Consider the following 15,578-nt stretch of genomic DNA (forward strand, 5'->3'; position numbering starts at 1 on the left):
CCGCATCGGGGCCCGGCTGGTCATGATGGCGCGCGTGGCAGCGGTCGATCTACGGACGGCCCAACTCTCTTCCTGATCTGCATCTGCTCGCCGGCGTACGAATTCACCGATTCTGAATTGTAGCCGTGGGCGGTGGAGATGAAAATATCGTTGACAGGATTCTTCTTCTTCTTCTCTTCCACCACTTTCACGAGGTATTCCCTAATGAGATCGGCGGACTCGCGGCCTTTGATCACCGGCGGTTTGATGCGGGCAGTGTAGATGCTCATGTTGATCTGCTGCGCGGCATCAGGATTGATGCTGTAGTAGAAGTAATTTTTCTGCGCGCTGTCCTGTTTGATGAAATCGAACGCCATATGGAAATCGTCGTAGAAGCGGTCCGACGGTACGGAAGACCGCTGCCAGTTGATTTTCTGGTTCATTTTGAAGGTGGAGGTGAGGTATTGGGCATCACGGACCATCGGGATGGGAATATTGCCCACGAGTACGGCGCCTTCCAGTTTCTGCGGGCGGGCGTGGAGGTCTTTCAGTACTTTCCGGATCTGTTCCGGGTTTTTCCAGTTTTCGTAAATGATATAGGTGCCGAGGCCGGATTGCTCCACCGCGGTACGGTATGCTTCGATTTCTTTCTGGGCTTTTTTGAACGTGGGCTCGTCGACCACGATGGCAAAGCTGGTTTTTGATTTTACGCCTGGTTCCTGGATCTGTTGTGCTGCGGCAGCCTGGGTGGCGGCGAGCGCGATGGCCAGTAAGCAAATCCGGCTGATGGTTCCCCTGATCATATATTATCGCTGTTTATTTTCTCATGTCGTTGGGCGGAGCGCGGTTGGATGAAAGGGATATAAATAACGTATACTCGATCTCGATAGCTCCCGTAACAAATTTCAAATGCAAAATTAGTCAACAATAAACCGCGCCGTTTACGAAATCGGGAAAATTTTAACATTTTTTAAAAACGATGATAAATACAGTACTGGTAACGGTTTGACCCGCATCCGGCAACTAAGGTACAAATTATTTGCAACATTGTAGCATTTTTTAAACCCGGTAAACTTTCCGGGTTTCCGGGGTTGGTCAGGGGAATGTCATCGTATATCCTGCAGCGGGCGCACGGAAAAAATCACGCAATTGTTTCAAAACCGTGGATAATTAAGTATCTTTTCGCAGCATCAGGCTATTCCATCAACCAGATCGTAACGCTTACCAACTATATTTTGCTTTGACGCTTTTGCATGCATATACAGACGAGCAGTTGTTTTCCCTCCTGCAGGAAGGGGATGAAGCGGCGTTTACCGAGGTGTACCGGCGTTACTGGAAGCTGTTGTTTTCGGTAGCGGCCAATAAGACGGGCATGCTGGCTGACGCGGAAGAGATCGTGCAGGATATTTTCGCCGATCTCTGGAAGCGCCGTGCAGATATCAGCATCCGCAGCACCCTGAAGCAGTACCTGGCCGGCGCCGTCAAATTCCAGGTGTTCGCTTACTACGACAAACAGCAGCGCCAGCGCGACTTTCAGCAGCAGGCCGCCACCGGCGGGTGGCAGGAACCCGAATGCGATTATAACGCCCTTAAGGCCCAGATCCTCCAGGCCACCGCGCAACTGCCCGAACGCTGCCGCCTCGTATATGAACTGAGCCGCAACGAAGGCCTCTCCCACAAAGAAATCGCCCAAACCCTTGGCATCTCCGAGAAAACGGTGGAAAACCAGATCACCAAGGCGCTGAAGCATCTCCATTCCGCCCTCCGCTCCATTTTCTCCCTCGGCGGGATCATTTAATTTTTTTTCAACCCGCGTAGGGGGAAGCCTCTTTTTATCCTACTTATAGGAAAACGCATGCATTATGCCCGGCCAACAAAGGGAAGACCTCGCCTATTACCAGCAACTGATCCGCAAACTGATGGAAGGAACTATCACGGATGCCGAGCGGGCGCAACTGGAGGACTGGTACAACACCGGCATGGAAGATCCCGTGCACATCCCGGCCAGCTTCGTTTCCGGCGAAGAAGCGCATGAAGCCCGACTGCTGGAGCGCATCCGCAACAAAGCGGGCATCAGCACCAGGGCACGCATTGTCCCCTGGCGCCGCCGTTCCTGGCGCGCCGCCGCGGCCATCCTCCTCATCGGCGGAGCCGCCACCTTTTTCCTTTTCAACCAACGAAACCCGCCCGCGCCGGCTACAACACCCACCACCATAGCGCAGGATGTAAAAGCCCCCCGCTCCACCCGCGCCACCATCACCCTGGGCGACGGATCCCAACTGGTGCTCGACAGCCTCGCCAACGGCACCATGGCCACGCAATCCAACACCCGGCTCGTGAAACTCGACGGCGGAGAAATCGCCTATAACGGCAGCACGGGCGAAAGCGCCACACCCGTTTTCAATACCCTCAACAATCCCCGGGGCAGCCAGGTAGTCAGCATTACACTGTCTGACGGCACGCGCGTCTGGCTCAATGCCGGCTCTTCCCTCACCTACCCCGTCGCGTTCCACGGCAGGCAACGCAACGTGGAACTGAAAGGCGAAGGGTATTTTGAAGTGGCGAAGAAGGCCGGCCAACGGTTCGTGGTTACCGCCCGCGGCACGCAGACCGAAGTGCTGGGCACGCATTTCAACATCAACGCATACACCGAAGAATCTGTCACGAATATCACTTTACTGGAAGGAGCCGTGCAGCTCCAACTTTCCGGCAACACCCATCCCCTGCAACCCGGCGAACAGGCATCCGTTACGCCGGCGGGCAATATCACCACTACCCGGCCCGACCTGGACCAGGTTATGGCCTGGAAGAAAGGGGATTTTTATTTCACGGGCACCGACATCGAAACCGTCATGCGCCAGGCCGCACGGTGGTACGACCTGGAGGTGGAATACCGCGGCAAGGTGACCGGCACCCTGTCGGGCGACGTGTCGCGGAGCGTGAATGCTTCCGAACTGTTCCAGATGCTGGAACTTACCGGCCGCGTGTCTTTCGAAATAGAAGGCCGCAAAGTTATCGTCATACCTAAATAATATGAATATGCAACGCAACCAAAATCTGGTGTACCTGCCAGCAAAACACAAGTAAAAAGGCTTTCCAAAAAGAAAGCCGTCGCGTGGTCAGACGCGACGGCCGGAATTCGGGCGCCGAAATTACAATCTCGCTTGACTGTTTTATTTATTCACCCAAACCTGTCCCGGGGAAACCGGGACCCGGCAAAGATATGACTTTAACCAAAGACTTGCCAGCCAGGAAACCGCGCAGTATGCATCCGCGCGTCATCATTTTTCATGAGACTTTAAAAACCAAGGTGATCCGAGCCATGAAACTTTCCTCGATCTTCATGCTGATCGGGTGTCTTGCCGCTAGTGCCAAGGGTTACACACAGAAGCTCACCATTAACGAGAAAGACGCTCCGATTTCCCGGGTTTTCCGGGCGATTAAAAAGCAGACGGGATACAATTTCGTGTATTTCGACAGCGACATCCAGGCGGCGCAGCGCGTGACCGTGCAGGTACACGACCGGCCGCTGGAAGATGTATTGCAGATCTGCCTGAACAACCAGCCCGTCACGTACAAAATCGTCAACCGCACGATCATTCTGTCACGCAAAGCCAACGCCTCCTTCCGCCAGGGTGCGGCCGCCGATTCTGTGAAAGGGGATATTACGGGAAGATTGCTCACCCAGGCCGGGGAACCGGTGTGGGGCGCGAGTATATTTGTGAAAGGGACCTCGAGGGGCACGCAATCCAACGAGCAGGGCAGGTTCCAGCTGGCGGACGTCCGCCAGGGATCGGTGCTGGTGATCACTTTCGTGGGATATGCCACCCAGGAGCTGAAAGCGCATTTCAACAACGACGGCTCGGTGCAACTGAGTAGTACCGACGTTTCCGCTTCCCGGACCAACGAAGGCTACCTGGCCATCATCATGAAGCCGTCTGCCCGGCAGATGGATGAGGTGCTGGTGGTGCCCTACGGCACCCAGAGCCGCGCTTCCTACACCGGTTCCGCCGTTACGGTGAAGAGCGAGCAGCTGGAAGACCGTTCCCGTCCTTCGTTCCAGCAGTCGCTGCAGGGAAACGTAGCGGGGATGCAGGTGATGGAATCCACCGGCCAGCCGGGCGCCGCGCCAACGGTGAGGCTCCGGGGCATCAGCTCGTTCAGCGGCATTAATACGCCGCTGTATGTGGTGGACGGGGTGCCCATGCTCACGCAGGAGATCACCACGCTGGCCACTTCCTCCAACTCCGGCGCCGGTATCAACCCGAACGATATTGAATCCATCACGGTGCTGAAAGACGCCTCCGCCGCTTCGATCTACGGATCGCAGGGCGCGAACGGCGTCATCCTCATTACGACCAAGAAAGGCGCGGCGGGCCGTACGAACATCTCCGCTTCCGCCAACTACGGCATCAACCAGATGGCCACTTCCAAACGCAACAAACCGCTGAGCACGGCGGAAATGACGGAACTGATGACCGAAGGCGTCCTGAACCGGCAGACCAACGGCATCACCACGCCCGAAGCAGCGAAGGCGTTCCTCATCACCCAGGGCTTGAACCCGGATGTGAATACCGACTGGATGGACGTGATCACGCAAACCGGCCAATACCAGCAATACAACCTGTCGGCCTCCGGCGGGAACGACAAAACGAAATTCTTCCTCTCCGGAGGCTATTATAAACAAGACGCGGTAACCCGCGGGCAGTGGTTCGACCGCAAGACCGCGCGCATCAACCTCAACCACAAAGCCAGCAAACGGCTCAGCTTCAACAGCACCATGAACTTCACCGGGCAGCGGCTGAGCACCGTACCGGCGGCGGGAACAGGCCAAAACCCCATCCGCAGCCTTTACCGCCTCGTGCCCTGGCTGGCGCCGTATACGGAAACCGGGGCGTACAATCCCAACCTGGTATACAATCCTGAAATCGTCCGTAACGAAAACAAATACGAAACCAATATCTACCAGGCCATCGGCAACGTGGGCGCTCAATTGCAGCTGACGGATTATTTATCCGCAGAATCCAAGCTGGGCATCGACATCCATTATTCCGACGATTACCGTTACTGGAGCCCGCTCTGGAGCGACGGCCGCGGCTCCAACGGCAGGGGCGCGGAATATTCTACACTGTGGGCCAACTGGACGGCATCGAACCTCCTGAAATTCAACCGGCAGTTCGGCAGCCTGGGCGTTAACGCCACCCTCGGCCAGGAAGGCGCCCGCCGCAACCTGAAGCGCGTGAGCACGCAGGCGAACAACTTCGCGGCGCAGGACCTTTACACGCTGCAGAACGCATCCGAGCCTTTCGTGGCCTGGAGCTACCGCGCGGCAGCTTCCATCGCCTCCTACTTCGTAAATACCAGCTTCAATTACGACCAGAAATATTATATCAACCTGACCGGCCGCCGCGACGGATCTTCGCGCTTCGGTAGCCTCCGCCGCTGGGCCAATTTCTGGTCGGCTGGCGCCGCCTGGAACATCGACAAGGAAAATTTCATGATGAACGCTTCGTGGATCGACAGGCTGAAACTCAGGGCCAGCTATGGTTTGAGCGGCAGCCAACTGGGCGATTATTACGGCGCGCAGGGCTTCCTTTCCGGCGGCAACAACTACATGAACCTGCCGGGCTTCATCCTCGGGCAGATCGAAAGCGGCACACTGACCTGGGAAGAGAACCGTCCGCTCGACATCGGGCTTGAATTCGAATTCCTGAAAGGCAGGCTGACCGGTAGCATCGACTGGTACACCCGCCGCACCAGCAACCTGTTCCAGGACATGCCCGTGCCGATGGAAAACGGCGTGACCAAGCTCAATTACAACGTGGGTGGGATGAAGAACGAAGGCTGGGAGCTCACGCTCAACGGCCAGGCCGTTAAAGCGAAAGCTGCGGGTGGTTTTGACTGGAATATCAACTTTAACATCTCCACACAGAAGAACAAGATCCTCGCTTACCAGGATTCCAGCGTAGTGACAGGGGTCTTCCTCCGGGAGATCGGCGGCGACTTCTACCAGTTCTACCTCCGCGGTTATGCCGGCGTGGATCCCCAGACGGGAGACGCGCTGTGGTATACCGACAAAACCGAATCCAAAACCACCAACGTCTACAACCAGGCCGCACCTTACAAACAAACCGGCAAGAGCGCGCTGGCGTCGGTTTTCGGCGGGCTGACGAATACCTTCTCCTTCAAAGGCGTATCGCTGTCGACCCTCATTTACTTCAACTGGGGCAACCACATTTACGACAGCTGGGGCGCATATACGCAATCAGACGGTTCCGCCGGGCTTACCGAAACCGGCCAGATCAGCAGGATGACCTACGACCACCACTGGAAACAGCCCGGCGACAACGCGAAATATCCGAAGATGGCTTACCGCGGCAGCCAGTCGGGGCTCTCGAACCAGTCTTCGACCCGGTTCCTGTACGACGGCAGCTACATCCGCCTGCGCGAGGTAACGCTGTCGTACCAGATACCGGTGCGGGGGCAGCTGAAACAGGTGGTGAGGGGCGCGTCTGTATATGTGCGGGGCAACAACCTTTACACGTATGTCCGCGACCCGTATCTGCCGTATGACCCTGAAACGGATATCAGTGGCGTGCTGGACCAGAACCTGCCTATATCGCGGCAATTCGCTATCGGCGTTAATCTTTCCCTTTAATCTTTTAATGCATGAGTATGCAAACGATAAAAGTCAGGATCATGCGCAGTCTTGCATCCTTTACACTCATCCTCGCCGCGGGCGCAACGCTGATGACGGCGGGTTGCGGAAAATCCTTCCTGGAGCTGAAGAACCCCCAGGCCATCGATTTCGACCAGATCAAAGACCTCGAATCGCTCACCACGGCTTCCACCGGCGTGTATAGCCGCTTCAAGCAGGCGAATTACTATAACCGTACGTTCATTTTGGTGCCCGAGCTGATGGGCGACAACTGCTTCATCAGCATCCGCAATTTCGGGCGGTACCTCAACCAGGACCGCTTCGCCGTGGGCAACGGGGATTCTTATCTCACCGGTGCGTGGCAACTGATGAACCAGGTGATTGTGAACGCTAACCTGGCGTTGGCTTCCGCGCAAAAAATCACCTTTTCGGGCACCGACCAGCCGAAGGCCAACCAGGTGACCGGCGAGCTGTATGCGTGCCGGGCTTTGGCCATGTTTGACATGGTGCGCCTGTTTGCGCAGCCTTACAATTTCTCGGCGGGCGCGGCGCATTTGGGGATACCGGTGTATACGCAGCCGTCTAACCAGATCATCTACCCCAACCGCGAGAATGTGGCGGCAAGCTATGCGCAGATCGTATCCGATCTGAAGCAGGCAGAATCGCTGATGACCAACGCGAAGAGCAACGGCCGGTTCACGCTGGCCGCAGTGCAGGGGCTTTTGGCCAAGGTGTATCTCTACCAGGAAGACTGGGCCAATGCCGAAACGTACGCCACCAAGGTGATCGACAATACGTTGTACACCCTCCTCCCCGCTTCGGGGTATGTTGCCAGCTGGAGCGCGAAATTTTCTGCGGAATCGTTGCTGGAGATCGGCAATACGCCCAACAGCAACTCGGGTTCCGACGGGATCGGGTATATGACCGAACAGGCTGGGTATGGCGATCTGCTGGCGTCGAAGGACCTGTACGATACTTACACTGCCACCGACGTGCGCCGCGGGCTTGTAACACCGGGCGCGCGCGTCAATGCGGAGCCACAGGCGTATTTCATCGGGAAGTATCCGAATGGTGTGGGAACGAAGGACGATAACCCGAAAGTGCTGCGCAAAGCGGAAATGTACCTCATCCGCGCCGAAGCGCGCGCGGAGCTGGCGCTCACGGATGCTTCCAAACGCGCGGGTGCGCTGGCGGACCTGAACGTGATCGTTAAACGTGCTGACGCCGCCGCGGCGGATGTGGATTTGAGCGGCGAAGCGCTGATCGACCGGATCATCCTCGAACGCCGTAAAGAGCTGGCCTTCGAAGGGAACCGGCTGTTCGACCTCAACCGGAAAGGGAAAGACGTGATCAACATCCAGTCGGATGCGCAGACCACTTACAAATATCCCAACAACCGTTTCATCATGCCTATTCCTTATGATGAAATGAACGCCAATCCCAACATGGTTCAAAATCCCGGCTGGCGCTAATCTGCCGGGAAAAGTCAAACATTCGTCCTGAAAAAATCAATGTTATGCACATCAACAATTCCCAACGCTTCATACAATACTGCGCCCTCGGCCTGATATCCGCCATGCTGTTCCTGGCGGCCTGTTCCAAGAAAGACCTGGTTGCGCCGCCTTCGCCGGAACTGAAGCCCGACACGCAATCGTCCGTCACCACCATCATGCCCGACATGCCGGTGATCGACACGCAGATCGCCAGCTTCATGGCACTGTACCAGGTGCCCGGCGCGTCTATCGCCGTGGTGAAAGACGGCAAGCTCGTGTATGCGAAAGGCTATGGCATCGCCGATTCCACGACCATGGACATGGTAGATACCTCCAGCCTGTTCCGCATCGCCAGCCTCAGTAAGTTCGTGACCACGCTCGGCGTGATGAAGCTCGTGGAAGACGACTCGCTGGAACTGACCGATAAGATCTTCGGCGCGGGTGCGCTGCTCGATACCGTATTGGGTACCAAGCCTTATCCCGCCTACGTCCAGGATATGACCGTGGAGCAACTGCTGCGCCACGAAGGCGGCGGATGGGGCAATTCTTCCAGCGATCCCGCATTCGCGCAATCCTCCTATAACATCGACCAGCTCATCGGCTGGGCCATCAATAACCGTCCCCTGGCCAACGCCCCCGGCACTGTAACCGATTATTCCAACCTCGGGTTCATGATCATGGGAAGGATCATCGAGAAAATCACGGGGCAGAATTACGTGACCTTCATCCAGCAAAACGTGCTGGGGCCCTCCGGCGTCACCAACATGCAGATCGGCGCGTCTACCTACGCGGGCCGGAAACCCAACGAAGTCCGCTACTACGGCCAGAACGGGAACCTGCCTTACGGCTATAACAGCAACGCGTTTACGCGGCTGGGCGCGGCGGGCGCCTGGATCGGCAGCCCGATCGATTATATGCGCGTGATGGTGCACAATGACGGGTTCACGACGGTGCCGGACCTCCTGGCGGCCGCCACCACCACGGCGCTCAGCACCAAATCCACCATATCCAATTATGCATTCGGTATCCGCATCAGCACAAACGGGAACTGGTACCATGGCGGCTCGCTGTCCGGCACCCGCACCTGGATGGTGCGCACGTACCATGGTTACAGCTGGGCGATATTCCTGAACACGCGCAACAACACCACGGCCTTCAATACGGCGCTGGACCGTTTAATCTGGCCGGCGGTGAACAGCAGCGCCACGGCCTGGCCGGCGATCGACCTGTTCTGATCACCCAAATACCAATGATCTAAATGTAACGGAATGATGTACAAAAAGATTGACGTTACCGGTTGCGGGAGCAGCCGGAAAGCCCTCCTTTTGTCCCTCCTGATAGCCGTCTATGCCACCGGGTTCGGCCAGCGGAAGCCAACGCCGCTGCCGCCGGGGCTGGACGCCTACATCGGGCAGGTCCTCGATTCCTTTCACGTACCCGGCCTCAGCATCGCGGTGGTGAAAGATGGGCAGGTACTGCTTTCGAAGGGATATGGCGTGCGGAAAATGGGCGAAAGCGGGAAGGTGGATGCGCAAACCCTCTTCCCCATCGCATCGAATACAAAAGCATTTACGGCCACCGCGCTGGGGATCCTGGCGGAGCGGGGCAAGTTGCAATGGAACGACCGCGTGATCGACCATTTGCCATGGTTCCGGATGTCGGACCCATTTGTAACGCGGGAGATCACCATCCGGGACCTGCTGGTGCACAACAGCGGCCTGGCGCCCTATGCCGGGGATCTCATGCAATTTCCCGTGAGCGATTTCACGCGGCGCGAGATCGTGGAGAGGATCCGCTTTCTGCCGCTGGCCACCAGCTTCCGTTCGGCGTATGCATACGACAATGTGCTGTACCTGGCGGCCGGGGAAGTGATCGAAGCAGTAAGCGGAATGTCGTGGGAAGATTTCATTCGCCGTGAAATCCTCGATCCTGCCGGGATGCACGGCACGCTGGAGCGGTTCTCCCGGTTCCAGGGGCAGGCAAACGGTGCGATGCCGCATATCCCCGACAGCAAAGGCCGCATCAGTGTGCTGGAAACGTTTTTCGAAGAAGGCATGAGCGATAAATCCAACCCCGCGGGCGGCATCGTGTCGAATGCGGCGGATATGGCGAAATGGATGCTGGTACAACTGGATTCGGGGAAGACGTTGTTCCGTCCTAAAACGGCGGCGCTGCTATGGCAGGGCGTGAATCCCATGCCGGAAGTATCCGTACCCGCGTGGATCGGGCCTTCCCGAACGGAGATGAACAGTTATGCGCTGGGGTTCAGGGTGTACCTGAACCGCGGCACCAAAGTGGTAACACATGGCGGCAAACTCGACGGATTCGTTTCCTGCGTGATGCTGTTCCCGGAGCATGGCCTGGGCATTACGGTGCTCACGAACCAGGAATCCGGCAACGCGTATAACGCGATCCTGCAACACCTGGCGGATTACTACCTGAAAAAACCGCCAACCAACTGGATACGGGGCTACCGGATACAGGAAGACGCGAAGTTCGCGCGGTTTGCGGCGCTGGAAGGGCAATCGCTGGGCAAGCGGGACAGCACCTCGCGCCCGGCGCTTCCGATCGCACAATACGCCGGCATTTATCGTGATCCCTGGTACGGGGATATTACGGTGACGCTGAAAGATGGCAAACTGTACATGAAAGCACAGCATACGCCCGTGTTCTACGGCCAAATGGAGCACTGGCAGTATGAGACTTTCATCGTGCGGTGGGACCATCGCGAAGTGCGCGGCGACGCTTTTATCACATTTACACTGGACGCCGCAGGAAAAATCGTAGCGGCGAAAATGAAAGCCGTATCGCCGCTGACCGACGTCAGCCTCGACTTTCACGACCTGGACCTGAAACCTGTCAAATAAAAGATATGAACGCAATTACAAGCAAGCGCCGGAGGATGCCCATCTTCCGGACAGGATGCCTGCTGGCCGCCCTTCTCACCGGAGCGGTAGCACAAGCCCAGCAGACCGACAGCATCGTAGCCCGGCTCACGCGGCTCACGGCGGAATTCGGCGCGCACGAGCCCGGGGGGACGTTGATCGTGAGCCGGGAAGGAAAAGTGATCTTCCGGAAATCGTTCGGGGTCGCCAACCTGGAGCAACCCTTGCCCGTGACCGATACCACGCTTTTCGAAGCGGCATCCGTTTCGAAGCAATTCACCGCAACGGCTTTGCTGCTGCTGGTGCGGCAGGGGAAATTGTCGCTGGAAGACGATGCGCGCAAATATTTCCCGGAGCTGCCGGATTACGGCGCTACCATTACGATCCGGCAGCTGCTCACGCATACGAGCGGGTTAAAAGACTGGCGGAACGTGACCTACCTCACGCCCTGGCCTACCGGTTACCGGCTCATGAACCAGGCTTTTGCCCTGGATATGATCTTCCGGCAGGCGAACCTCAATTACGCGCCTGGTGAGCGCTTATCCTACACCAACGCCGGATACGACCTGGCGGCGACGCTCGTGGAAAAACTGACGGGCGTTCCGTTTGTGAAGTTCGTCCAGGACAGCCTGCTCGCACCCGCCGGTATGGACCGCTCCTACTTCCGGAAGCATTTCCGGTATGTAGCGCCCGGCAAAGCCACCGGCTACTATCGCAACGGCAAAACCTGGGAAGCCGGCACCGTACTTGACGAGAACTACGGCGCGGCGGGCCTTATCACCACGGCGGAAGACCTGCACAAATGGCTGCGCTACATCAACCATCATTTCTCACCCAACGACGCATTTACAAAAATGCGGCTGGAGCGATACGTGCTCAACAACGGCGACACCTGCGATTATGCGAACGGCGGCGTGTACGTTAAAAACATTGAAGGCATTCAGCAGATCAGCCATTCCGGCTTCCTCGGCGCTTTCCGTGCATTGACCACCTACTACCCTGCCGGGGATTTCGCGGTCGCTTATACGAGCAACAACCAGGAAATCTCCACCGTGGAACTCAACAACGACATCTACCACATTCTTTTCGACCGCAAGGCTGTAAAGCCTTTCACATACTCCGACATGGATACCATCCGCATACAACCAGCCATGCTGGCGGGGAAAACCGGAAGTTACATGAACGAGACCGACAGTTCCGACGTCCTCCAGTTCTTCGCCGGTAAAAACGGGCTCATGCAATACCGCGCGCCGTTGAAAGCGCTTCCGGGCAATAAATTCCTGCTGGAAAAAACATTGTATCAATTCTCGGGAACCGGCGAATCCGTAACGCTTACGCGCGGCGGGGAGCCTGTCACCTACAGGAAAATTCCCGTCCAATCCGTTTCACCGGCGCTGCTGAAAGTCATCTCCGGCGCGTACCACAGCGAGGATTGCGATGTGACGATGTATGTGGAGCCACATTCCAAAGGATTGATCATGCACCGCGCGCCTTCCGATTCCGTGATCCTGGAACCAGTTTTCAATACCGGCCGGCATATCGGGTATAAAGGATTTGACCATAAGCTCAGGGTGATTTACGATTTCAATATCGACAAAAACCAGGTAGCCCGGCTGTCGGTACACTTGCCACGGGCCAACCGCATCTACTTCTACAAAACCGTTTCGAAAAATCAATCGCCGCGCCAACTCGCCGGTTTCAGGCAGCGGTAACCAACCAAACAATCATTCGAAAATCATATACAACATGAAACTCAGTTTTGAAACATTCGAGCTCAGGAAAAAATATCCGTTCACCATTTCCGGGTACACTTTACTGACGCAATCCGTGATTTATGTAACCATTGAACATGAAGGCTATACCGGCGCCGGGGAAGCCAGTCCGGGTTATTACTTCGACGAAACCATCGACGATGTGCTCGCCTTCTACGCTTCGCTGGCGCCGGATTTCGCGAAAATCTCCGACATCAGCGACCGCCAGTCTATCATGGATTTCGTGGAAAAGAAGCGCCCCGGCCTCACGGCCGCCAAAGCGGGCATCGACGTAGCGCTGAACGACCTTTACGGTAAAATCCTCGGAAAGCCCTGCTACCAGCTCTTCGGCGCCGATCCAGCCACAATGCCGGTGACTTCGTTCACCATCGGGATGGACACGCCGGATGTGATCCGCAAGAAAGTAAGCGAAGCCACGGAATTCAAGCTGCTGAAAATAAAGCTCGGCGGCGAAAACGACCGCGGGATCATCGAAGCGATCCGCTCCGTGTCCAGCCAGCCGTTGTGTGTAGACGCCAACCAGGGCTGGACCGACCGCCAGGAAGCCATCGACATGATCCATTGGCTGAAGGACCAGGGGACCACCTTCATCGAGCAACCCATGCCCGTGGCGCAGCGCGACGACAACGCCTGGGTTACGGAGCACAGCCCGCTTCCCGTGGTTGCCGACGAGGCCGTGCAGCGGCTCGTGGATGTGGAAAGCGCCAAAGGCGTGTACCATGGCATCAATATCAAAATGTCGAAATGCACAGGCATGCTGGAAGGTTACAAGATGGTGCAGAAGGCGCGTTCGCTGGGGTTGAAGCTGATGATCGGCTGCATGAGCGAATCGTCTGTCGGGATACTGGGCGCCGCGGCCATCGCGCCTTTGTGCGACTGGGTGGATCTGGACAGCAGCTGGCTGATCGCCAACAATCCGTATCACGATCCTGAACTGAGAGAAGGGAAAATCATTTTATCAGATGCGCCGGGCCTGGGCCTGCGCAAAAAATAAGCGATCCAGACATCATGAATGAAGTAACAGTCCGCCAGCCGCTGATCCAGCAGGATATCGTCGTTTTCGCCATCCTGGTGCTGATTACAACGGCCGTGCACCTCACCTCGAATTCGCAGAACCGGGTGCTGAAGAAGTTTTATTTCTTTTGTCCGCCCCTGCTGGTCATGTATTTCGTGCCCGGCATCCTGAACACCACCAACGTCATCAACGGCGAAAATTCGCGGGTATACGAGCTGATTTCGAAGTTCCTGCTGCCGGCGGGCCTGGTATTGTTTACGCTGAGCGTGGATATCCGCGAATTGTGGAAGCTGCGCAGGAAAGCGGGCGCCATGTTTTTGGCCGGAGCCGTGGGCGTGATCATCGGCGGGCCGCTGACGATCCTCATCGTAAAACAATTCGCACCCGGATTGGTGGGCGGCGAAGGGCCGGACGCCGTTTGGCGGGGACTGGCCTGCGTTTCGGGCAGCTGGATCGGCGGCAGCGCAAACCTGGCGGCGTTGAGCGAGGTGTTCAAGCCCAGCCCGAAGCTTTTCTCCAGCATGGTGATCCTCGACACGATCATCGCCAACCTGTGGCTGGCGATCCTGCTGTTCGGCGTGGGGAGGAATAAGCAATTGAACCGTTTCTTCCGCGCCAACGACAAGGATGTGGACGAGGTGCGGGAGAAGATAGAAGCCTACCAGCTGGCGACGTCGAAGATTCCGAACCTGGGCAATGTGTTGTCGATTTTGGCGGTCGCCTTCGGCGGATGCGGGCTGGCGTACTTCATAGCGGAGCCGACGGTGGCCTACATCCAGGCGCATTACCCGGTGCTGGAGCGTTTCAGCCTGACGTCGGGGTTCTTTTGGGTGGTGATATTGTGCACCACGATCGGGGTGGCATTGTCGTTCACGCCGCTGCGCAGGCTGGAGGGTTCCGGCGCTTCACGGACGGGGAATGTGTTCCTGTACCTCTTCATCACCGCGGTGGGCATGCAGATGGATATTGCGAGCGTGGCGGAGAACTACGGCCTGTTGCTGGTCGGCTTTATCTGGCTGCTGTTCCATATCCTGGCCATGCTGATCGTGGGCCGGCTGATCAAGGCGCCTTACTTCTTTTTCGCGGTGGCGGGCGAAGCGAATCTCGGCGGCGCGGTGCAGGCTTCGCTGATCGCGTCGGCCTTTCACCCGGCGCTGGCGCCTGTCGGCGTTTTGCTGGCGGTGCTGGGTTATGTTTTCGGCAATTACGGCGGCTATCTTTGCGGGTTGCTCATGCAGTGGGCATCCGGTTGAGTTTGGCTATACAATTGGAAAGTAAAAGCGAAAATCCCCCCGGAGCATGCTGCTTCGGGGGTTTTTCGTTACGCTATAGAAAGCGGGTGATTTTTTCTATTTTAGGCGTTATGGTATCATTCAGCACTATCCTTTCAAGCGCGGCGCTGGCGGCTCTGATGGCTACGGCCTTGCCCTGCGCGGCACAGCAGCCGTCCATCTTCCTGGCCGACCCTACCATTTTCGCCGACAAGGGGCAATATTATCTGTACGGCACCAGCAGCAGCAAGGGCTTTCTCGTATACACCTCCAAAGACCTGCAAACCTGGCAAGCGCCGGCGGATACTTCGCGAAGGCTGGCGTTGCAGCGTGGCGATGCTTTCGGGAACGGGGGCTTCTGGGCGCCGCAGGTCTTCAAACATAGAGGCAACTTCTACATGGCATATACAGCCGACGAGCAGATCGCCATCGCGAAGGCTTCCCATCCCGCAGGCCCTTTCAAACAAAACACACCCATCGCGCTCAGCGGTTCCGGCAAGCAGAT

At 57.0% G+C, this 15,578-nt stretch carries 11 protein-coding genes; 10 read left to right on the plus strand and 1 reads right to left on the minus strand.

Annotated elements, in window-relative coordinates:
• Positions 1–20 precede the first annotated feature (20 nt).
• Positions 21–782 carry a hypothetical protein gene (locus tag Q0510_RS02390; protein WP_298707885.1) on the minus strand — a complete coding sequence of 254 codons (762 nt, stop codon included), beginning with the start codon at positions 780–782 and terminating at the stop codon, positions 21–23.
• 446 nt (positions 783–1,228) lie between these two features.
• Between Q0510_RS02390 and Q0510_RS02395 the strand changes: the two genes are divergently transcribed.
• The 10 genes from Q0510_RS02395 to Q0510_RS02440 form a co-directional block, all read left to right on the plus strand.
• Entirely contained in the window at positions 1,229–1,777 is a 549-nt protein-coding gene (locus Q0510_RS02395) for an RNA polymerase sigma factor (RefSeq protein ID WP_298707886.1), read from the plus strand.
• Between the two features lie 64 nt (positions 1,778–1,841).
• Positions 1,842–3,011: a FecR family protein gene (locus Q0510_RS02400; protein ID WP_298707887.1), complete on the plus strand. Its 1,170-nt coding sequence runs from the start codon at positions 1,842–1,844 to the stop codon at positions 3,009–3,011.
• Between the two features lie 290 nt (positions 3,012–3,301).
• Positions 3,302–6,637 carry a SusC/RagA family TonB-linked outer membrane protein gene (locus Q0510_RS02405; protein ID WP_298707888.1) on the plus strand — a complete coding sequence of 1,112 codons (3,336 nt, stop codon included), beginning with the start codon at positions 3,302–3,304 and terminating at the stop codon, positions 6,635–6,637.
• Between the two features lie 17 nt (positions 6,638–6,654).
• Entirely contained in the window at positions 6,655–8,109 is a 1,455-nt protein-coding gene (locus Q0510_RS02410; RefSeq protein ID WP_298707889.1) for a RagB/SusD family nutrient uptake outer membrane protein, read from the plus strand.
• Between the two features lie 44 nt (positions 8,110–8,153).
• On the plus strand, positions 8,154–9,365 hold the full coding sequence (locus Q0510_RS02415; protein ID WP_298707891.1) for a serine hydrolase: 1,212 nt from the start codon (positions 8,154–8,156) through the stop codon (positions 9,363–9,365).
• 33 nt (positions 9,366–9,398) lie between these two features.
• Entirely contained in the window at positions 9,399–10,997 is a 1,599-nt protein-coding gene (locus Q0510_RS02420; RefSeq protein ID WP_298707893.1) for a serine hydrolase, read from the plus strand.
• A 5-nt stretch (positions 10,998–11,002) separates the two neighbouring features.
• Entirely contained in the window at positions 11,003–12,727 is a 1,725-nt protein-coding gene (locus tag Q0510_RS02425; protein ID WP_298707895.1) for a serine hydrolase, read from the plus strand.
• A gap of 34 nt (positions 12,728–12,761) precedes the next feature.
• Complete coding sequence (locus Q0510_RS02430; protein ID WP_298707897.1) at positions 12,762–13,781, plus strand: dipeptide epimerase; 1,020 nt, start codon at positions 12,762–12,764, stop codon at positions 13,779–13,781.
• Between the two features lie 14 nt (positions 13,782–13,795).
• On the plus strand, positions 13,796–15,055 hold the full coding sequence (locus Q0510_RS02435; RefSeq protein WP_298707899.1) for a DUF819 family protein: 1,260 nt from the start codon (positions 13,796–13,798) through the stop codon (positions 15,053–15,055).
• Between the two features lie 110 nt (positions 15,056–15,165).
• The coding region (locus tag Q0510_RS02440) for a family 43 glycosylhydrolase (RefSeq protein ID WP_298707901.1) at positions 15,166–15,578 on the plus strand (413 nt) is incomplete at its 3' end.

Origin of the sequence: uncultured Chitinophaga sp. (assembly GCF_937874145.1) — a bacterium.
GTDB lineage: Bacteria > Bacteroidota > Bacteroidia > Chitinophagales > Chitinophagaceae > Chitinophaga.